Genomic DNA, 20,112 nt, shown 5'->3' on the forward strand with positions numbered 1-20,112 from the left:
CACCACCCCGTGAACGACGAAGCGGGGCCCTCCCCGGCCAGGAAGGGCCCCGCTTCACCCTGCCCCCTTGACAGGAACGACTACATATCAGTCGACGCCCACCTCGACCGGGTTCCCGCCGGCCGCCGGGGCCGTCTCGTCCTGCTGCAGGGCGGCGATGACGCTCTCCACGTGACGGCGGGCTGCCCGGTCGGCGGCGTCGGCGTCGCGCGCGACGACGGCGTCGATGATGGCCAGGTGTTCGGGGAGGGAGACCTGGGGCCGGCCCGGGCGCAGGGAGAGCTGGAACTGGTGCCGCACGATCTGGGAGCGCAGTCGGCTGATCAGGTCGGCGGCGACCGGCTGGGCTCCGATCTCGGAGACGGCCGCGTGCAGCCGCGAGTTCAGCCGCGAGTACGTCAGGACGTCCCCGGAGGCGACGGCGACCCGCATGGCGTCGCCGATCTCCTCCAGCTGCGCGGTCTGGTCCGCGTCGACGCGCATCGCGGCCCGCGCGGCGATCAGGCCCTCGAGCACACCGCGGCACTCGAGGATCGCCACGGCTTCGGCCACGGAGACCCGGCGGACCCGGACGCCGCGGTTGGGGATGCGCTCGACGAGGCCCTCCGCGGCCAGGTCGGCGAAGGCGGAGCGGACGCTGCCACGGGTCACGCCGAACGCCTCGGTGAGTTCGGCCTCGACGAGGCGCTGACCGGGCGACATCTCCCCGTTCAGGATGGCGGCGCGGACGCCGTCGACGACGACCTCCTTCGCCTCCGCGCCGCGTCGCACCTCGGTCTCCTCGGATCGCACGCGATGCCCCTTCCGCCCCAGATCGCCAGACATCATTGTTGACAATAGTATCGGCGGTCGACCGGTGCGGGTCCGGCGTCGCGCGACCGGGCGGGCGGTCAGTCCGTCGCGGCCGCCGGTGGCGTCGTGATCAGTCCGAACACCTCACCCTGGGGGCCGGTGACGACGGATCGGCGGCCGAAGCCACTGTCGCCGGGCTGGACCAGCACCGTGGCGCCGAGCGCGACGGCTCGCTCCGTGGTGGCGTCCACGTCGTCGGCGGCGAACCAGGTGAGCCAGTGGTCCGGGGCGGAGCCCGCACCGGCGGAGGCGGAGATCCCGCCGATCTCCCGCGCGTCCGGAGCCGGGTGGAACGTGCAGTAGACGAAGCCCGCACCGTCGCCGACGTCCCGGTAGTGGTAGCCGAAGACGGCGGCGTAGAAGGCACGGGCGTCGTCGTACGCGCGAGTGTGCAGTTCGTTCCACACGTCGGCGCCGTGCTCGCTGTAGCGCGTGATGCCGCTGCGCCGGCCCGCCTGCCAGACGCCGAACACCGCGCCCGTCGTGTCCGCGGCGACGGCCAGCCGGCCCTGAGTCATCACGTCGAACGGCGGCATCAGCAGCTGGCCGCCCGCCGCGGTGATCCGGCTTGCGGTGGCGTCGACGTCGTCCGCGGCCAGGTAGGTGGTCCAGGTCGCGGGGCCGTCGCGCATGTCGGCCGGTTTGGGGCCGAGCCCGCCGACGATCTCCCCGTCGAGCCGGGCCAGGTGGTAGTGGCCGGCGGCCTCTCCGGCGTCCTCGACCGTCCAGCCGAACAGGCCGCGGTAGTAGTCCGCCGCCGCCGACACGTCCTCCACCTGGGCGTCGATCCAGCAGGGCGTCCCCTCGGGCCACGGCTCGTGACGTACCGGCATGGTGATTCGGCCCTCTCCGTCGGATGGTGACGCAGCCCATACCTCTGGCTCGATCGTTCCAGATCACCCGGTCGGGGGCCAGTGCTCATCGTGCCTACCATGAGGCATGACTGTCCGCCTGCTGACGATCGCGACCCGGCTGCCCGAGACCGCGATCGACCAGGACGACGTGGCGGAGCTCTTCGCGACCCAGCCCGGGATGACCCGGCTGGGCTCCCGGCTGGTCCGGACGGCGTTCGCCGGCGCGGGGGTGCGCACCCGCCGCACCGTGCTCGCCGAGCTCGGCGCGCAGTCGCGGGAGGCGGCGGACGGTGATCCGGTCACCGCTCACTTCCTCGACCCCGCGACCGGTGCGCTCGGGTCGCCCGCCACCGGGGCTCGCAACGCCGTCTACACCGTCGAGGCGTCGCGGCTGTTCGTCGACGCTGCACGTGCGGCGCTCGACGATGTCGCGCCGGCACTCGCTCCGGCGGACGTCACTCACGTCATCACCGTCTCCTGCACCGGCTTCTTCGCCCCCGGCCCGGACGTCCGGGTGGCGAAGGACCTCGGCCTGCGCCCCGACGTCACCCGTCTGCACCTGGGCTTCATGGGCTGCAACGCGGCCTTCCCGGCGCTGCGGACGGCCGCCGCCTCCTGCATCGCCGACCCCGACGCCGTCGTGCTCGTCGTCTGCGTCGAGGTGTGCACCCTGCACCTGCACGTGCGCAACGACCCGAACACCGTGATGGGCAATGCCCTGTTCGCCGACGGGGCCGCGGCGGCGATCGTCACCGCCCGGCAGGTCCGCGGCGGAGCGCCGGGCTTTGACCTGGTCGACTTCGAGACGACGCTGGCGCCGACCGGGGAGGAGGCGCTGGCCTGGAGCATCGGTGACGAGGGCTTCGAGATGATCCTGGGCACCTACGTCCCCAGGATCATCGAGGACCACGTCACGGACGCGCTCGCGCCGTTGCTGGGGCGTGCCGGCGTCGACGCCGACACCGTCCCGCTGTGGGCGGTGCACCCGGGCGGCCGGAGCATCCTCGACAAGGTGGAGAGCCGGCTGGGCCTGACCGGGGAGCAGATGGCGCCGTCCCGCGGGGTGCTCGCCGACGCCGGCAACATGTCCAGCGCCACCATCCTCTTCGTCCTGGACCGGCTCCGCCGCTCCGGTGCCACCGGGACCGTCGCCGCGCTGGCGTTCGGGCCGGGGCTGAGCATCGAGAGCGCGCTGTTGACGCTGACCGCCGCGGACGCGGCGCCACCCGATGCCTGAGCCGCGTCGTCGCCGGCAAGACCCGCTGCTGCGGCGGCGCAGTGGGGGTGAACCGGAGCTGATGGACGACCCGGACTGCGACCCGGTGGCCCTGGCCACGACCTACCGTTTGTTCGGGGTGGTGAACCCGCTGGTCGCCGCCTGGGGGCCGGTGTACCGGCAGCGGCTGCGCCCGGTGCTGCGCACGGCGGCGGCAGCGGGCCGGCCGGCGACCGTCCTCGACGTCGGCGCCGGCGGCGGGGACGTGGCTCGGTCCCTCGCTCGCCGGGCCGCCCGGGACGGGATCGACGTCGCCGTCACCGCCATCGACCCCGATCCGCGGGCCCACGCCTGGGCGTCCGCGCACGACGGCGACGCCGGGTTGACCTACCGGGCCGCCGCGAGCGGGGAGCTGGTGGCGACGGGGGAGCGGTTCGACGTCGTCGTGTCCAACCACGTGCTGCACCACCTGGGCGCCGCCGAGCTGTCCGGTCTGCTCGCCGACACCGCGGCGCTGACCGCCGGGGTGGCCGTGCACAACGACCTGCGCCGCAGCCGTGCGGCGTGGCTGCTCTACTGGATCGGCACGCTGCCGGTCGCGCGGGTCCGCACGTTCCTGCGGTTCGACGGGCTGCTCTCGATCCGGCGCAGCTACCGGCCCGCCGAGCTGGCGGCGATGGTGCCGGCGGGCTGGCGGGTGGAGCGGCAGCGGTTCTTCCGGCTGCTCGCCGTGCACGAGACGCAGCGTTCCGGGACCGACCGCCCCGGCCCGGTCTGACCGGACGGGCCTGCCCTCGGGCGTCAGCGCGTCGGCGCGCCGGCCGACGACGGGGTGGTGACGCGGGCCGCGACCCGGGCGCGGGCGGCCGCCAGCGCGTGCTGCATCCGCCGCCGGCCCTGCCGCGAGGCGTCGAGGGCCTGGCGCGTCTGCCGGTAGAGACCGTAGGTCGCGGACCGGACGGGCAGGTCCCAGGTGCCGGTGTGGTCCACGTCGACGCCCCCGAAGGAGCGTTTGAAGGCGGTGAACCCCGCCCACGGGTGGTGCGGGTCGTCGGTGGGGGCGATGCCGAACAGGTCGGCGGTGTGCTGCCCACGCTCGCGGGCGTCCAGGATCGCCTGCACGATCAACGGCTGGTTCGGCCGCAGCCGTCGGTGCTCGGCGGGCACGGCGGCGTGGGCGAAGGTGCGCACCGTGGGCGAGTCGTAGACGAGCGCCGCGCACACCGGGGTGCCGTGCTGCCGGGTGACGTAGAGCCGGGCCGCGTCGCGGGGCATCAGCGTCTCGGCCACCTGCCGCAGGTACCGCTCGGGGTGGGTGCGGATGCCCTTGCGGTGGGCGGTGGCCTCGAGGAAGCCGAGCAGGATGGCGATGTCGGCGGGATCCTGGCTGGCCTCGACCGTCAGGCCCTTCTTGTGCCCGTTGCGGTGGATGGTGCGGATGCTGCCGGTCATGTCGGCCAGCAGGTCCTCGGCGGGGCGGCGCAGGTCGATCAGCCGGGTGCGTCGGGGCTGGACGTCGCTGGGGCTCTGCCGGCCGCCGGCTTGCGCCAGGCCCGCGCGCAGGGCGGCGACGGACGGGGCGCGGCCGACGTCGAGCCCGTCGCCGGCGGGCATGGGCTCGAGCCGGAGGAACCAGGCGCCGGCACGGCGGGCCTGCGCGGTCAGCGCGGCGATCGCCTCGGGCAACGCGGCAGGGTCCTCGACGACCGGGCCGTACGGGCAGTAGAGGAACGAGCCGATCCGGCGCCGCTGCAGCACGGCGCGGGCGTGCCACCCGGTTCCGTCCAGGTCCAGCACGTCGTGACCGAGGTCCCGCTGCACGGCAAGCCAGGCGGGTTCCTGGAGGATGGTGTCCATCGTCTCGTTTCTCGAAGGGCCTGGCGGGGCCGACTCGCGGACGTGCGTCGTCGCGGCCGTCTCACTCTAGTCGAGCGGCGGCCGCCCGAGAGGTGTTCGGAGCGCCCCGTGTGATCGGATGGGTCGGCGCCGTCGGTCCTCAGGCCGCGGACTCGAGCGTGAGCAGGGCCCGCTTCGCGTCGAGGCCGCCGATGTAACCGCCCAGGCTGCCGTCGGAGCGGAGTACCCGGTGGCAGGGGATGACGAGGGGCAGGGGGTTGGTCGCGCACGCGGTTCCCACCGCCCGCACCGCCGTCGGGTTGCCGACGGCCGTCGCCACCTGGGCGTAGGAGGCGGTGCCGCCGAACCCGATGGCCGGCAGGTACTCCTGCACGGCCCGGCGGAAGCCGGCGGAGAGGCGCAGGTCCAGCGGCAGATCGAACCTCCGGCGCCGCCCGGCGAAGTACTCGTCGATCTCGCGGGCGGCGGCGTCGAGCCGGTGTGGCGAGCGCAGGATCCGCGGCCCGATCCGGTCGGCCAGGCGCTGCAGCACGGCGTCGTGGTCCTCGACCGCGAAGGCCACGCGCACCAGGCCGGCGTCGGTGGTGGCGATCATCAGGGGACCGACGGGGCTGTCGACGGTGCGGTAGGCGACGTCGAGGTCGCCGGTGGCCGCGGCCTCGAGGCGGGCGTGCAGCCCGGCGAGTTCGGCGTCGGTCCCCGTGGTGACCGCCCGCAGGGCGGTGACGACGGGGTCGACGGTGTCGGGGGTGGGACTGGTGGTCATCGGGCTGCCCTTCGGGTGCGAGCGGAAGAGGGGCGGGCGGAGGCGTCGGCCTCGGGGTCGGCGAGCAGCCGGCGCAGCGCCGCGACGCCGTCGGCCGCGGCCCGGCGGGCGCGCGCCTCGGTGCCGCCGACCAGGGCGGCGACGTCGCGGTAGGGCAGCCCGCCCAGGTGATGGTGGACGACGCTGAGCCGCTGCTTCTCGGGCAGGGCCGCCAGGGCCGCCCACAGGTCGGGCCGGGCGGGATCGGGGTTGCCGTGCCGGGAGGGCCGCTCGGGCAACCGGTCCGCCGGCACGGCGTGCCGGCCCCGGGCCCGGATGACGTCGATCGCCTTGCGGTGCGCGATCGTGACCAGCCACGCCTGCACGTTGGCGCCCACCGGCAGTTCCGGCCACGCTCGCAGCGCGGCGAGGAACGTCTCCGCCCACGCGTCGTCGGCGTCGGCGTGCGGGCCCAGCACGGCCCGGCAGACCCGCAGCACGGTGGCGCCGTGCTCGGTCACGACCGTCTCGAAGGGGGCTCGGCCCGTCCCCGGGGAACTGTTCATCACCACGAAGACGCCGCAGCGGCGGGATTCGTGAGGTCCGCGCCGCCGCTCACCGGGACGCCGCTCACCGGGACGCCGCTCACCGGGACGCCGCTCACCGGCACGCCGTCAGGACGCGGCCGCGCCCGGGCGCACGTCGTCGTCCCAGCCCAGCTGCGGCGTCGCGCAGGTCTCGCGGAACACGAACTGGGAGGGTCGCTTGCGCTCGCTGCTGGACCAGTCGATGGCCGGCCGGTGCTTCTTCTCCGGCAGGTAACCGAGCCGGTAGACGGCCATCAACTCGAGGTCGTCCGGCACGGCGAGCATGTCGATGATCCGCTTCCAGTTCTCCGGCGCCTCCATCGGGAAGGAGACGAACTGGATGCCCATGCCGAGCTCCACCGTGGTCAGCCACAGGTTCTCCACGGCCGCGCCCATGCTGAACACGGAGTAGAACCCGGACAGCTCGCCGGGCCGGTACTCGCCGCGTTCGAGCATCACCCCGATCAGCAGGGGGGAGCCGGCCACGAGCTTCCGGTTCTCCTCGCCGAGGGTCTGCGGCACGTGCAGCTTGTTCATCAGGCTCTGCCCCGACGGGGTGAACGCCCGGGAGGTGAACGGGCGCAGCAGGGCCGGCATCTTGTCGAACAACATGCCGCTGCGGGTGGCGTCCATCTCCTTCTGGCTGAACCGGAAGTACTTCTTGTACCGGTCGAAGAAGGTGCCGGCGCTCATCACCGCGGTCATGCTCTCGCCGCTGATCGAGGCGACCGTCTCGATCGTGGCGCGGTCCTCGATCAGCACGAACCGCCAGGGCTGGCTGTTGAACTGCGACGGCGCGGAGGCGGCGGCCCGGATCAGCAGCTGCTGGTGCTCGGGGCTGACCGGGTCCGGCCGGAACGGGCCGTTGGTGGTGCGCCGGTTGAACACGGCGTCGAGGAACTCCACGGATTCACCTCCAGGCCAGCGCGAGGCCGGCCGCGTAGCAGGGGGCCGCGGCGAGGGCGTCACGGCGGTGACGGGGCAGCGGGCGGGCACCGTGCCGTTGCAACAGGACGAGCGGGACGACGGCGGGGGCGAGGGCGATCGCGGCGGGGGAGCGGGCGGCACCGGCGACGACGGCGGCCACCGCGGTGGTGACGCTGGTGACGATGTAGAGGCCGTGGTGCACCCAGCGCACGTTCGAGGTGTCGATCCAGCGGGCGGCGACCGAGGCGCCGAGCGCGCAGTTCGCGGCGTATGCGGCGGCCGCGACGGTCACCAGCGTGCGGGGAAGATCCACGGTTCTCCTCTCGAACGGCGCCTGACCTGCGCCGCCATCCGCACTGGCGGCGGGTCGATCTCATCGTGCCACACCGGTCGCGCCACGCAGCGAGGCCGGTGGCAGGAACGTCGACTGCGGCTCGCGGACCCACCAGTCGCCCGTGGCCCGCCGCTCGGCGCGGGTGGTGAACCGGTAGCGGAAGAGCCGCGCCCGCACGTACCGGGGTGGCTCGTCGGGGAACGGATTGTGTCGCAGCAGCTTCAGGGTGGCGCGGTCCCCGGCGAGCAGGCGGGCGACGAAGCCCGTGAACCACGGCTCGGCGTACCCGGGGGAGAGCGCCGCGAACCACATCAACCAGTCCAGCCGCAGGTGGTAGGGCGCGAACTGCGCCGGTCTGCGGTGCGGGTCACCGGGCTTGCCCTTGAACTCGTACTCCCGCCAGGCGCTGTCCGGCCCCGGGTGCGGGTCGGCGGTGCCCTCGACGACCACCTCCCACCGGATCTTCGTCACCGACCCGAACGCGCCGTAGGTGTTCACCAGGTGCAGCCGGTCGAACGAGGCGTTCATCGCCTGCCGCCGGGAGACGAGGTTCTTCGCCGGGGCCCACGAGAGGACGAGCACGAGGACCGTCACGGCGACCACCAGCACCGCCCACCAGAGCGGCGTCGTCGTCGGCGGCGGACTCCCGAACCCGAGCAGCGCCCGCCAGAACCCGTCGGGCAGCACCGCGAGCCCGAGGACGATGGCCATCCAGTTCAGCCACGAGAAGTTGCCGCTGATCACCAGCCACAGCTGGGTGAGGATCATGACGCCGGCGGCGATCCCGGCGACCGGCTGCGGGAGGAACAGGGCGAACGGCACGACCAGCTGCGTCACGTGGTTCCCGGCCACCTCCACCCGGTGCAGCGGGGCGGGCAGGTGGTGGAAGTACCAACTGAACGGGCCCGGCATCGGCTGCGTCTCGTGGTGGTAGTGCAGGCAGGTCAGGTCCCGCCAGCACGTGTCGCCGCGGATCTTGATCATGCCGGCGCCGAACTCGAGCCGGAACAGCACCCAGCGCAGCGCGATCAGCAGCAGGAACGGTGGGGCGGTGGCGGCGTTGCCGAGGAAGATCGCGAGGAACCCGACCTCCAGCAGCAGCGATTCCCAGCCGAACGCGTACCAGGTCTGGCCGACGTTCGCGATCGACTGGTACAGCGCCCACAGCACGAACCACACCGCCATCGTCGCCGGCAGGGACAGCGCCTCGGTGACCCCGACGAGGGTGAGGGCGGCGAGGACGACGCCGACGACGGCGGTGCCGGCGAAGAAGCGGTCCGAGTAGTGCCAGTGGAAGATGCTGGGCGCCCGCCGGAACGGGACCCGGGCGAGATAGCGGGGGATGGGCAGCATGCCGTCCGTCCCGAGCAGGGCCCGGAACTGGTTCAGGGCGACGGCGAACGCCACGAGGTACACGGCGGCCAGAGCCCGCAGGAACAGCAGCCGCGCGAACCAGTAGTCGTCCGCGGAGAACCACTCCACGGCACCAGCCTACGTCCGGGCCGCGCACGACGCCGTCAGCATCGTGCCGTCCCGATCCTTCCGCACACCGCGACATGTCACGGTCCGCCGGATCGCCGTCCCGGGAACGACAGGGATCGACGTCTGGACGGGCGCCGGGCGTCACGTCGGTGTGGTGGGATGGGGGCATGACCACGGCGATCGTCGTCGGCAGCGGCCCCAACGGGCTGGCCGCCGCGGTCACCCTCGCCCGGGCGGGCGTGCAGGTGACCGTGTTCGAAGCGGCCGACACCATCGGCGGCGGCACCCGCACGAGCGAGCTGACCGTGCCGGGCGTCCTGCACGACCACTGCTCGGCGTACCACCCGATGGGCCTGGCCGCACCGTTCTTCGCCGACGTGGAGCTGGACCGGCACGGTGTCACCTGGCGGTGGGCGCCGGTGGACCTGGCGCACCCGCTCGACGACGGCAGCGCCGCGGTGATGGAGCGGTCGATCGAGGCGACCTGCGCCGGTCTCGGTGTGGACGGACCGGCCTGGCGCCGGCTGTTCGGCCCGGTCTCGGAGCGACTCGACGACGTCCTCGCCGACATCATGCAGCCGATGCTGCGCGTGCCCCGGCACCCGCTGACGCTGGCCCGGTTCGGGGCGCTCGCGGCACAGCCGGCGGCGCTGCTGGCCCGCGCGCTGCGGACACCCCAGGCGCGTGCCCTGTTCCTCGGCGTGGCCGCGCACATGATCCACCCGCTCACGCGGCCGGGCACCGCCGCGGTCGGCGTCACCCTGGTCGCCGCCGGCCACCGGGTCGGCTGGCCGACGCCGGAGGGCGGCTCCGCGGCGGTCGTCACCGCCCTGGCGCGCATCCTGCTCGACCACGGCGGGCGGGTCGAGACCGGCCGGCCGGTCCGCTCCCTGGCCGAGCTGCCGCCGGCGGACGCCGTCCTGCTCGACGTCGCGCCCGACGTGGCCGCGCGGCTGGCGGGCGACGCGCTCCCGCCGCGGGTCCGCCGCGCCTACCAGCGGTTCCGCCGGGCGCCCGCGGCGTTCAAGCTCGACCTTGCCGTCGAGGGCGGTGTGCCCTGGACCAACCCGGACTGCGCGCGGGCCGGCACCGTCCACGTCGGCGGGCAGCCGCGCGAGATCATCGCGGCCGAGCAGGCCGCCTACGCCGGGCGGATGCCGGAGCGGCCGTTCATGCTGGTGGGCCAGCAGTACCTGGCCGACCCCACGCGCTCGGCCGGCGACGTCCATCCGGTCTGGGCCTACGCTCACGTCCCCCACGCCTGGACCGGTGACGCGACCGAGGCGATGCTGGGCCAGCTCGAGCGGTTCGCGCCGGGCACCCGGGATCGCATCGTCGGGATGGCGGTCACGACGCCGGCCGACTGGGAACGGTACAACCCCAACTACGCCGGCGGCGACGTGATCACCGGGGCCAACTCCCTGCTGCAGCTGCTCGCCCGCCCGCGGATCTCGGTCGACCCGTACGCGACCGGGATCGACGGGGTGTGGCTGTGCTCGGCCGCCACCCCGCCCGGCGGGGGCGTGCACGGCATGTGCGGGTACAACGCGGCCACCCGCGCGCTGGCGTCCCTGCGGCGCTGACGCCCGGCGCCGCCTCCCTGCGAGGATGAGCGCATGGCCCTCGAACTCGGACTGAACACCTTCGGCGACGTGCAGCCCGGACCGGACGGCGAGCCGTTGCCGCACGCCGTCGTGCTGCGGAACGTGCTCGCCGAGGCCGAGCTCGCCGACCGGCTCGGCCTCGACTACATCGCCGTCGGGGAACACCACCGCGCGGACTACGCCATCTCCGCCCCGGAGGTGGTGCTCGCCGCGATCGCGGGCCGCACCGAGCGGATCCGGCTCGGCTCCGCCGTCACCGTCCTCTCCAGCGACGACCCGGTGCGCGTGCATCAGCGGTTCGCCACCCTCGACGCCCTCTCGTCCGGCCGCGCCGAGATGGTGCTGGGCCGCGGGTCGTTCATCGAGTCGTTCCCGTTGTTCGGCTTCCAGCTGGAGGACTACGAGGACCTGTTCGAGGAGAAGCTGAACCTGCTGACGCGGATCCGGGCGGGTGGCGCGGTCAGCTGGTCCGGGCGCACTCGCGCGGCGCTGACCGGGCAGCACGTGTACCCGGAACCCGAGCACGGTCCGCTGCCCACCTGGGTCGGCGTCGGCGGCAGCCCGGAGTCCGTGATCCGGGCGGCCCGTTACGGCCTGCGGGTCGAGTTCGCCATCATCGGCGGCCGGCCCGCCGCCTTCGCGCCGCTGCGGGACCTGTACCGCCGCGCGCTCGCCGAGTTCGGGCACCCGGCGGACACCCCGGTCGCCGCGCACTGCCCGGGGTACGTCGCCGCGACCGACGAGCAGGCCCGCGACGAGTTCTGGCCGCACTGGAGCGCGCACCACGCGGTGATCGGGCGAGAGCGGGGGTGGCCCCCGCCGTCGCGGACGGCGTTCGACGCCCAGTGCGACGACGGCGGAGCCCTGTTCGTCGGCAGCCCGGAGACGGTCGCGCGCCGCGTCCGGCAGGCCGCCGCGGACCTCGACCTCACCCGGTTCGACCTGAAGTACAGCATGGGCACCCTGCCGCACGAGAACCTGATGCGCTGCATCGAGCTGTACGGCGCCGAGGTCGCTCCGCGAGTGCGGGCGGGCTGACGGCGTTCCCCCGCCGGTGGCTAGGCTGAAAGCCGATCGTTCACCACCGAGCACACCGGGAGACCACGTGACCTTCGCCTCCGCCTACCACCAGGGGTTCGCCCGGGTGGCCGCCTGCACGCTGCCGGTGACACTCGCCGACCCGGCCGCCAACGCGGCGGCCGTGCTCGCGGAGGCGGAGCGGTTCAGCGCGGACGGCGTCGCGGTGGCGATCTTCCCCGAACTGGGTCTGACCGGCTACTCCATCGACGATCTGTTCCTGCAGTCGACCGTGCTCGCCGACGCCGCGGCGGCGCTGCGCACGATCATCGACCGCAGCGCGGAGCTGCTGCCCGTGCTCGTCGTCGGCCTGCCGGTGCCCTGGCGCAATCGGGTCTACAACGCCGCGGCCGTCGTCCATCGGGGCCGGCTGCTCGGGGTGGCGCCCAAGTCGTACCTGCCGACCTACCGGGAGTTCTACGAGCGCCGGTGGTTCGCGCCGGGCGACGACGTGCGCGGGGAGATCACGATCGCCGGCCACACGGCACCCTTCGGCCCCGACCTGCTGTTCACCGCCGTCGACGTGCCGAACCTGACCCTGCACGTGGAGATCTGCGAGGACATGTGGGTTCCGGTGCCGCCGGCGGCCGAGGCCGCGCTCGCGGGCGCCACCGTCAACGCCAACCTCTCGGGTTCCCCGATCACCGTCGCCCGCGCTGAGGACCGCAAGCTGCTCGCCCGGTCCGCCTCCTTCCGGTACCTGTCCGCGTACCTGTTCGCCGCGGGGGGCGACGGCGAGTCCACCACCGACCTGTCCTGGGACGGCCAGACCTTCGTCTACGAGAACGGCGACCTGCTCGGGGAGACCGAACGGTTCCCCGACGGCCCCCGGGCCACCGTCGTCGACGTCGACCTCGACCGGCTCGTGGCCGAGCGCCACCGGCAGGGCACGTTCGACGACAACCGGCGCACGCTGGTCGAGCGCGGCACCACCCGCCGCGACGACATCGTCGGCACGCACCGCACCGTCGACTTCCGCCTCGACCCGCCGCGCACCGACATCGGCCTGAAGCGGCCGCTGGACCGATTCCCGTTCGTGCCCGACGACGAGACCCGGCTCGCGCAGGACTGCTACGAGGCCTACAGCATCCAGGTGGCCGGCCTGGAGCAGCGGCTCCGGGCCATCGGCCCGACGACGAAGCCGGTGATCGGCGTCTCCGGCGGGCTCGATTCGACCCACGCGCTGCTCGTGTGCGCCCGGGCCATGGACCGGCTGGGCCGCCCGCGCACCGACATCCTCGCGTTCACCATGCCCGGCTTCGGCACCAGCGCGGCCACCCGGTCCAACGCCGAGCTGCTGTCCGAGGCGCTCGGGGTGACGTTCGAGACCATCGACATCCGCCCGACCGCGCGGCAGATGCTGCAGGAGATGGGCCATCCCGCGGGCGAGGGCGAGGAGGTGTACGACGTCACCTTCGAGAACGTGCAGGCCGGCCTGCGCTACGACTACCTGTTCCGGCTGGCCAACCAGCGCGGCGGCATCGTCGTCGGCACCGGCGACCTCTCGGAGCTGGCGCTCGGCTGGTGCACCTACGGCGCCGGGGACCAGATGTCCCACTACGCCGTCAACACCGGGGTGCCCAAGACGCTGATGCAGCACCTGATCCGCTGGGTGGTCTCCTCGGGCCGGGTCGACGAGCACACCGGTGACGTGCTCACGTCCATCCTCGGCACCGAGATCAGCCCCGAGTTGATCCCGACGAAGGACGGGGAGAAGCCGCAGAGCACCGAGGCGTCGATCGGCCCGTACGCCCTGCACGACTTCGCCCTCTACTACCTGATGCGTCGCGGCTACGGGCCGGGCAAGATCGCCTACCTGGCGCACCACGCCTGGGCCGATCCCGACGCCGGGGACTGGCCCCCGAACTACCCCGAGGACGAGCGCCGCGGCTACGACCTGGCCGAGATCCGGCACTGGCTGGAGGTGTTCCTGCGCCGCTTCGCCACCTACCAGTTCAAGCGCTCCGCCCTGCCGAACGGCCCGAAGGTCGTCGCCGGGGGGTCGCTCTCCCCGCGCGGCGACTGGCGGATGCCGTCCGACGTGTCGGCGAAGGCGTGGCTCGCGGCGCTCGACCGCGAGGTGCCCAAGGCCTGACGGCGTCGGCGACGCCGGTCGAACATTGCCGAATGGTCGTTTCCCTGGCCTCCGGATGACACATCCGCGATTCTCGATGCCCCTTCCACGTCGAGTATTCGATTTCTGCGGGCGACGGCGGGGTGATGTCCGGGCCACACCGACGCCGTCAGCTCAGCCCGGTCTCCCGCAGGGTGATGTTGATGCGGCCGCGGTCGAGGCCGCAGTCGGCCGGGGCCGTGCCCGGGAAGACGCGCATGACGCCGTGGTAGGCCAGGCGGGCCGGGCCGCCGAAGACGAAGAGATCGCCCGAGCGCAGCTCCACGTCCTCGTAGGGACGGGTGCGGGTCTGCGTGTTGCCGAACCGGAACCGGCAGGTGTCGCCGAGGGAGAGGGAGACGACGGGCGCGCGCGAGCGTTCGTCCTTGTCCTGGTGCATGCCCATCGTCGCGTCGTCGTCGTAGAAGTTCGCCAGCGCCGTGTCCGGCGTGTAGGTCGTGCCGGCACCGGGCCCGCGGGCGGCATCGAGCGCCGACCGGCCGAGGCGCACCATCCAGTCCGGCACGTCCAGCACCCGGTTGCCGTTCACGTCGACGGCCTCCCGCGTGTACTGGTAGGGCCGCCAGTGCCAGCCCAGGCACACCGTGCGCACGCTCATCGGATGGCCGCGCACCACCGAGGAATGCAGCGGAACCGGCCCGGCCGTCCACTCCCGGAACCGGTCCACGAGCCACCGCTGCTGGTGCGCGGACAGCCAGCCGGGCACGTGCACGGCCCCCGGGGCCAGTTCCCGGGGCTCGCGCGGGACCAGGTCGTCACCGAAGAGTTCACCCACGACCGCCACGCTACCGCCGACGCGCGGCCGGGTGACGTGCGGCAGGATGGGGGCAGGACCGGTGGGAGGGAGCGAGCGATGACGGATCCGCACCGAGACCGTCCCCTGCGCGTGGCCCTGCTCGGCCACGGCGCGATCGGCTCCGTGCTCGCCGAGCGCCTCACCGCCGGCGCGGTCGAGGGCGCGGAACTGGTGGCCGTCATCACCCGGAGCGGCGGCCGCGGGGGCGCGACGGCCGCCGGCGTCCCGGTGGTCGGTCTCGACACGGGCATCGCCGCGGCGGACGTCGTCGTCGAATGCGCGTCCGTCGCGGCCGCTCGCGAGCTCGGGCCCGCCGTGATCGCGGCCGGCCGCACCCTGCTGCTCGCCTCGATCGGTGCGCTGAACGAGCCCGACGCCGCCCGCCGGCTCACCACCGGACCCGGCCGGCTGCTGCTGACCACCGGCGCGATCGGCGGTCTCGACGTCCTCACCGCGCATCGGCAGGCGGGCGGACTGCGTGACGTCGCCATCACCAGCACGAAGCGGGCCACGTCACTGCTGCAGCCGTGGATGGACCCCGCGCAGCGGGACGCGCTGGCGACGGCGGCCGCTCCCGTCGTCGCTTTCGAGGGAACCGCCGCCGACGTCATCGATCTGTTCCCGCGCTCGGCCAACGTCGCCGTCGCCGTCGGCCTGGCCGTGGGCGACCCCGGCGCGGTGACCGTGCGGATGGTGGCCGACCCGGACGCGACCCGCACCACCCACCGGATCAGCGCCGTGAGCGACGCGGGCCGCTTCCACTGCACCGTGGAGAACGACCCGAACCCGGACAACCCCGCCAGCAGCGCGCTCGTCCCGTACGCCATGCTCGCCGCCCTCGCCTCGCTCGCCCGCCCGTCCGGAAGGTTCGCCTGATGCCCGCGACCCCCACGCTCGGCGGAGTCCTCGCCGCCGTCATCACCGCGCAGACCGCCGCCCTGGTCGACCTCGAGCGGGGCGTGCGGGAGGACGCCCCGGACGCCGTGCACCAGTACCGGGTCACGCTGCGCCGCCTCCGGTCGGTGCTGGCGGCGTTCCGCACCGATCTGGAACCGGTGGCCGCGGCGGCGGCACTCGACCTGCCGGCCCTGACGACGCGGCTGCGGGACACGGCGCGCGCCTTCGGCCTCGCCCGGGACGCCGAGGTGAACGGTGAGCTGGTCGCCGAGCGTCTCGCCGGCGACGCGGACGCCGCCGGGCGGGGCGCCGTCGTCGAGGCCGGCCGCATCCTCGCCGAGACCGCCGCCGAGGACTACCAGCAGCATCGTGTCGCGGCGATCGCGCTCCTGGACGGCTACGGTCCCGGTTCCCTGACCGCGGTGCTCACCGCGCTCGCCACCGCCGCCGGGGAGGCCCCTCTTACGCACGCGGCGACCGGCTCGGGCGCGCGGGACGACGTCGACGCCGCGTTCGCCCGCACTATCGACGCGCAGGCCGCCCACGTCCTGCGGCTCGCGCGGAAGGCGAAGCGGGCGACACCGGCCGATGCCGCGACCGCCCTGCACGAGGTGCGGAAGAAGGCCAAGCGCCTGCGCTACACGATCGAGGAGCTCACCGCGCACGAGGTCGCGGTGCCGCCCGGACGGCAGGACGTCGTCGACGCCGCCCACCGCATCCAGAAGCACCTGGGCACCCACCACGACAGCGTGGGCCTGGCCGCCTTCATCCGTGCGGCGGTCGAGGCCCGGCCCGCGACCGGTCGCCGTGCCGTGAGCACCGCGGTCGCCTTCGCGGCCGGAGAACTCGCCGGCGCGGAGCGGGCGGTGCAGCAGACGGCGCTGCGGAAGTACCACCGGGCGCGCCGGGCGCTGCGCGACGCCCTCGCCTGACCGTCCACCCTCACGCACGGGACGCATGGCGCTCACGGTCCCGCCGCACGGGGCGACGCCGGGCGCGTGTCCGGCGCGTGCCCGGTCCCTGCCCAGCGCGGGCGTCTAGGGTGGCCGTATGGCCCAGAGCATCGACACCCTCGTCATCGTCGGCGTCACCGGCGACCTGTCCTCCCGGCTCCTGCTCCCGGCCCTCGGCCAACTGCTCACCCGGGAGAAGAAGCGGAAGCTGCGGTTGATCGGCGTCGGGACCGAGGACTGGGACGACGCGAAGCTCGCGCAGACGCTCAAGGCCTCCTTCGAGACGAGCTCCGCGAAGGGCGCCGCGGTCACGGACCTGATCAAGCACGCCACCTACGTGCGGGCGGACGTCACCGACCGCGACGACGTGCAGCGACTCGTCGACGGACTGACGGGCACCCCGGCGTTCTACTTCGCCCTGCCCCCGGCGATCACCGCGCAGTGCTGCGCCCTGTTCGAGCAGACCGGGCTGCCCGACGGCACGGTCCTCGCCCTGGAGAAGCCGTTCGGCACGGACGAGAAGAGCGCGCGCGCCCTGAACGAGCAACTGGCGCGGCTCGTCCCCGAGGAGCGCGTGTTCCGGGTGGACCACTTCCTCGGCAAGTCGACCGTGCTGAACCTGCTGGGTCTGCGCTTCGCCAACCGGGTGTTCGAACCCCTGTGGAACCGCGAGCACATCGAGAAGATCGACATCGTCTACGACGAGCAGCTCGGCCTCGAGGGCCGCGCCCGGTACTACGACACCGCCGGCGCGATGGTCGACATGATCCAGAGCCACCTGCTGCAGGTGCTCGCCGTCGTCACCATGGAGGCACCCGCGACCCTCGACCATGAGGACGTCCGGGCGGCGACGGCGACGGCGTTGCGCGCCACCCACGTGTTCGGCGGCGACCCGGTCGCCTCCTCCCGCCGGGCCCGCTACACCGCGGGCAAGATCGGCCGCCGTACGCTGCCCGCCTACAAGGACGAGAGCGGCGTGGACCCCGCGCACCACACCGAGACGCTCGCCGAGCTCACCGTCGAGGTGCAGAACTGGCGCTGGTCCGGTGTGCCGCTGACGATGCGGTCGGGCAAGGCGCTCGCGGCCAAGCGGTCCGAGATCGTCATCACCTTCCGCCCGGTGCCCGAGGTGCCCACCGGCTTCGGCGGTGACCGGCCGGCCAACGTGCTCCGCCTGAGCATGGGACCGGACCGGATGGAACTGAACGTGAACATCAACGGCCCGGGTGACCCGCTCGTCCTCGACCAGGCCGTGTTCACGGCGGAGTTCGGCGAGGGAGAACTGCTGGCCTACGGCGAGGTGCTCAGCGGGCTGCTCGACGCCGACCCGATGCTCTCCATCCGCGGTGACGCGGCGGAGGAGTGCTGGCGGATCGTCGACGCGGTGCGCGCCGCGTGGAAGGACGACGCGGTGCCGCTGCAGTCGTACCCGGCCGGCTCGAAGGGCCCGGCCACCTGGACGCCGCTGGGCTGACAGGCCGCCATCCGCCAGCTCGTCAATAGATGCTCTGACCGCGGTGGCGGAACGGCCCTTTCGAACATCTATTGACGACCTGGCGTCAGGGGGTGACGGCGGCCAGGTCCCGATCGAGTTCGGCGCGGGCCAGCCGCTCCGCCTCGGCGTCGGCGAACCGCACCGCGTCGAGAGCGGCCCGCGCGTCGGCCGCCACCTCCCGCACCTGCTCCGCCGAGAGCAGGCCGAGGCCGCGGGCGTGGACGGCGGCGCCGACGAACGTGTCGATGAGCGTGATGCCCAGCGCCGCCAGTCGGTCCCGCTCCGCCTCGGTCGCGGGCACGACGGCGTGGATGTAGACGGCGCGCACCGCGTCCGGCCACTGCGCGACGATCCGCTCGGCGACCTCGACGTCGCCCTGGCCGTTGTCGCCGACGAAGACGATGCCGTAGTCGGGGAACAGCCGGGTGTACTGCTGCACGTTGACGACCTTCTTCGCCGCCATGGACCCGTGCGTGAACAGGTTGAGCAGGCTGCCGGAGAGCACGGTGGCGGAGCCGATGCCGCGCGCCTTGACCAGGCGGTGCGTGCCCGACTCGAACAGTCCGAACGGATCGGACGGCCGGGCCGTCACGAAGGTGACGTCGCCCAGCGGGTTCTCGGTGCTCGCCGGCCCGCGGTCCAGGCCCGTGTAGAACGCGATGGCGCCGGGGTAGATGGTGCCGCGCGGGAAGATCCGGTCCTTCAGGTTCGCGAGCAGGGTGTCGTCCACGTCGGAGAGGATCTTCACTCCACCGTGGGTGCCCGCGTGGGCCGCGATGTGGTCGAGGATCCGGGTCCGGATGCGCGGGTCGTCGATGTCGCTGAACAGCAGCTTGGCGAGGTCCTGGTGGGTGCCGTCCCCGTCGCACAGGTTGCGCAGAATCCGCAGGTCCTCCTCGCCCGTGGTCGAGAGGAACACGCGTTCGACGGCGCGCTCGGCGATCGCGGTGGTGGCGCCGGTCTGCAGCGCGGCGACGACGCGGGCGCGCGCGGGCACGGACAGCTCATCGAGCCGGTCCTCGGTGAGGACGGCGAGGAGCCGGCGCTGGGCGGCCGTGCCCAGCACCGGGTGCCCGACGTCGCCGAGCAGGGCCTCGACGTCGGCCTCGCGCAGGTAGGCGTCCAGTGCGCCCGCCTCCAGGGTGGTGGCCTGCGGCAGGGCCGCCGTCGGGCGGGCCTGGGGGCGAGACCGGCGCAGCAGCGCCCGGATCCGGTTCAACATGAGGGCTCCTTCGATGCGCCGGTGCTCCGGCGGTCGGTGGCGTTCACAGCCACTTGTTGTGTTTGAAGACGAGCCACAGCACCACGCCCATGCCGACCATCAGGGTCAGCGCGAACGGGTACCCCAGCAGCCAGTGCAGTTCGGGCATGTGGTCGAAGTTCATGCCGTAGACGCTCGCGATCAGCGTGGGGGCGAACAGGATGGCCGCCCACGAGGAGATCTTCTTGACCTGTTCGTTCTGCCGGGCGGCCTGTTCGTTCTGCCGGTTGGTGGTCAGCGTGGAGTCCACCTGCAGGATCTCCTGCAGCAGCGTCCGGAAGCCGTCGACCTGGCCGTTCACCCGGGCGACGTGGTCGGCGACGTCACGCACGTTGCGGCGCAGCTCCTTGTGCACGGTGAACAGGTCGAAGCCCGAGCCGATCCGGTCGAGCATGTGCACGAGGGGGTGGACGGCCCGCTGGAACGCGATCACCTCGCGGGAGAGCTCGTAGATGCGCCGGGTGACGGCGGCGTCGCCGGCGAACACCTGGTCCTCGATCTGGTCGATGTCGGTCTGGAGGCCGTCGGCCACGGGGCCGTAGTCGTCGACCACCTGATCGATGATGGCGTACAGGACGGCCATCGGTCCCAGGGCCAGCAGCTCCCCGTCGGCCTCGAGCCGGCTGCGCACCGGCGCCATGGGGGAGGCCTCGGTGTGCCGGACGGTGATGACGAAGTCCTTGCCGGTGAACACGTGCAGCTCCCCGAACTCCACCCGTTCCTCGGCGTCCACGTACCGGGCCGGCCGCAGCACGGTGAACAGCACGTCGTCGTACAGCTCCACCTTCGGGCGCTGGTGGGCGTTGATCGTGTCCTCGACCGCGAGCGGGTGCAGCCCGAACTCGGCGGCGACGGTGCTCATCTCCTCCTCGGTGGGCCGGTACAGGCCGATCCAGCCCATCCCGCCGTAGGCGCGCATGGTCTCGAACGTCTGCTCGAGGTCCAGCGGCTCGGTGGTCCGCGCACCCATCACGTAGACCGCATTGTCGATGATCACCGGTCAATTATGCGGCGCGGATCACGATGGAGAATGGATACCGC

The 20,112-nt window shown here is 73.3% G+C and carries 19 protein-coding genes; 8 read left to right on the top strand and 11 right to left on the bottom strand.

Features of this window, described 5'->3' with window-relative positions; translation table 11 throughout:
- Positions 1-87 precede the first annotated feature (87 nt).
- Together IEX22_RS08715 and IEX22_RS08720 are read right to left on the bottom strand one after the other, a co-directional pair.
- Positions 88-792, bottom strand: coding sequence for a GntR family transcriptional regulator (locus IEX22_RS08715; RefSeq protein ID WP_229659895.1), 705 nt, complete (start codon positions 790-792; stop codon positions 88-90).
- 98 nt (positions 793-890) lie between these two features.
- Positions 891-1,685 carry a VOC family protein gene (locus IEX22_RS08720; RefSeq protein ID WP_188667958.1) on the bottom strand — a complete coding sequence of 265 codons (795 nt, stop codon included), beginning with the start codon at positions 1,683-1,685 and terminating at the stop codon, positions 891-893.
- A gap of 106 nt (positions 1,686-1,791) precedes the next feature.
- Here IEX22_RS08720 and IEX22_RS08725 point away from each other — a divergent pair, with 106 nt between their 5' ends.
- The gene (locus tag IEX22_RS08725) at positions 1,792-2,943 is read left to right on the top strand and encodes a type III polyketide synthase (protein ID WP_188667959.1); all 1,152 of its coding nucleotides are present in this window, start codon (positions 1,792-1,794) and stop codon (positions 2,941-2,943) included.
- Positions 2,936-3,700, top strand: coding sequence for a methyltransferase domain-containing protein (locus IEX22_RS08730; protein ID WP_188667960.1), 765 nt, complete (start codon positions 2,936-2,938; stop codon positions 3,698-3,700). Before IEX22_RS08725 ends, IEX22_RS08730 begins: the two co-directional genes overlap by 8 nt.
- 23 nt (positions 3,701-3,723) lie before the next feature.
- Here the strand turns inward: IEX22_RS08730 and IEX22_RS08735 are convergent, their stop codons facing one another.
- The 6 genes from IEX22_RS08735 to IEX22_RS08760 all read right to left on the bottom strand — a co-directional run bounded on the left by IEX22_RS08735 (position 3,724) and on the right by IEX22_RS08760 (position 8,854).
- Positions 3,724-4,779, bottom strand: a complete 1,056-nt coding sequence (locus tag IEX22_RS08735) for a lipid II:glycine glycyltransferase FemX (protein WP_188667961.1) — start codon at positions 4,777-4,779, stop codon at positions 3,724-3,726.
- 139 nt (positions 4,780-4,918) lie between these two features.
- Positions 4,919-5,545, bottom strand: coding sequence for a methylated-DNA--[protein]-cysteine S-methyltransferase (locus IEX22_RS08740; protein WP_188667962.1), 627 nt, complete (start codon positions 5,543-5,545; stop codon positions 4,919-4,921).
- Entirely contained in the window at positions 5,542-6,090 is a 549-nt protein-coding gene (locus IEX22_RS08745) for an RNA polymerase sigma factor (protein WP_188667963.1), read from the bottom strand. The genes IEX22_RS08740 and IEX22_RS08745 overlap by 4 nt, the downstream gene beginning before the upstream one ends.
- A 108-nt stretch (positions 6,091-6,198) precedes the next feature.
- Complete coding sequence (locus tag IEX22_RS08750; protein ID WP_188667964.1) at positions 6,199-7,017, bottom strand: nitroreductase family protein; 819 nt, start codon at positions 7,015-7,017, stop codon at positions 6,199-6,201.
- Positions 7,018-7,021: 4 nt separating this feature from the next.
- Positions 7,022-7,351: a hypothetical protein gene (locus tag IEX22_RS08755; RefSeq protein WP_188667965.1), complete on the bottom strand. Its 330-nt coding sequence runs from the start codon at positions 7,349-7,351 to the stop codon at positions 7,022-7,024.
- 60 nt (positions 7,352-7,411) lie between these two features.
- Complete coding sequence (locus tag IEX22_RS08760) at positions 7,412-8,854, bottom strand: lipase maturation factor family protein (protein ID WP_188667966.1); 1,443 nt, start codon at positions 8,852-8,854, stop codon at positions 7,412-7,414.
- Positions 8,855-9,021: 167 nt separating this feature from the next.
- Here IEX22_RS08760 and IEX22_RS08765 point away from each other — a divergent pair, with 167 nt between their 5' ends.
- From IEX22_RS08765 to IEX22_RS08775, 3 genes are all read left to right on the top strand, one after another.
- Positions 9,022-10,437 (top strand): phytoene desaturase family protein, encoded by a 1,416-nt coding sequence (locus IEX22_RS08765; protein WP_188667967.1) that lies wholly within the window; start codon positions 9,022-9,024, stop codon positions 10,435-10,437.
- Positions 10,438-10,470: 33 nt separating this feature from the next.
- Positions 10,471-11,496, top strand: a complete 1,026-nt coding sequence (locus tag IEX22_RS08770) for an LLM class flavin-dependent oxidoreductase (protein ID WP_188667968.1) — start codon at positions 10,471-10,473, stop codon at positions 11,494-11,496.
- 67 nt (positions 11,497-11,563) lie between these two features.
- The gene (locus IEX22_RS08775; protein ID WP_188667969.1) at positions 11,564-13,630 is read left to right on the top strand and encodes an NAD(+) synthase; all 2,067 of its coding nucleotides are present in this window, start codon (positions 11,564-11,566) and stop codon (positions 13,628-13,630) included.
- Between the two features lie 148 nt (positions 13,631-13,778).
- On the opposite strand, the gene IEX22_RS08780 is transcribed toward IEX22_RS08775, so the two are convergent.
- Complete coding sequence (locus IEX22_RS08780) at positions 13,779-14,444, bottom strand: alpha-ketoglutarate-dependent dioxygenase AlkB family protein (RefSeq protein ID WP_188667970.1); 666 nt, start codon at positions 14,442-14,444, stop codon at positions 13,779-13,781.
- A gap of 78 nt (positions 14,445-14,522) precedes the next feature.
- On the opposite strand from IEX22_RS08780, the gene IEX22_RS08785 reads away from it, so the two are divergent.
- The 3 genes from IEX22_RS08785 to IEX22_RS08795 all read left to right on the top strand — a co-directional run bounded on the left by IEX22_RS08785 (position 14,523) and on the right by IEX22_RS08795 (position 17,789).
- On the top strand, positions 14,523-15,341 hold the full coding sequence (locus IEX22_RS08785; protein WP_188667971.1) for an aspartate dehydrogenase domain-containing protein: 819 nt from the start codon (positions 14,523-14,525) through the stop codon (positions 15,339-15,341).
- On the top strand, positions 15,341-16,294 hold the full coding sequence (locus tag IEX22_RS08790; RefSeq protein ID WP_188667972.1) for a CHAD domain-containing protein: 954 nt from the start codon (positions 15,341-15,343) through the stop codon (positions 16,292-16,294). Before IEX22_RS08785 ends, IEX22_RS08790 begins: the two co-directional genes overlap by 1 nt.
- Positions 16,295-16,412: 118 nt before the next feature.
- On the top strand, positions 16,413-17,789 hold the full coding sequence (locus tag IEX22_RS08795; protein WP_188667973.1) for a glucose-6-phosphate dehydrogenase: 1,377 nt from the start codon (positions 16,413-16,415) through the stop codon (positions 17,787-17,789).
- Between the two features lie 85 nt (positions 17,790-17,874).
- Here IEX22_RS08795 and IEX22_RS08800 read toward each other — a convergent pair whose 3' ends face one another.
- Positions 17,875-19,032: a phosphatase domain-containing protein gene (locus IEX22_RS08800; protein ID WP_188667974.1), complete on the bottom strand. Its 1,158-nt coding sequence runs from the start codon at positions 19,030-19,032 to the stop codon at positions 17,875-17,877.
- Between the two features lie 43 nt (positions 19,033-19,075).
- Positions 19,076-20,041 (bottom strand): magnesium and cobalt transport protein CorA, encoded by a 966-nt coding sequence (locus tag IEX22_RS08805; RefSeq protein ID WP_188668042.1) that lies wholly within the window; start codon positions 20,039-20,041, stop codon positions 19,076-19,078.
- Between the last annotated feature and the right edge of the window lie 71 nt (positions 20,042-20,112).

The sequence above is a fragment of the Tersicoccus solisilvae genome, assembly GCF_014643255.1.
GTDB lineage: Bacteria > Actinomycetota > Actinomycetes > Actinomycetales > Micrococcaceae > Tersicoccus > Tersicoccus solisilvae.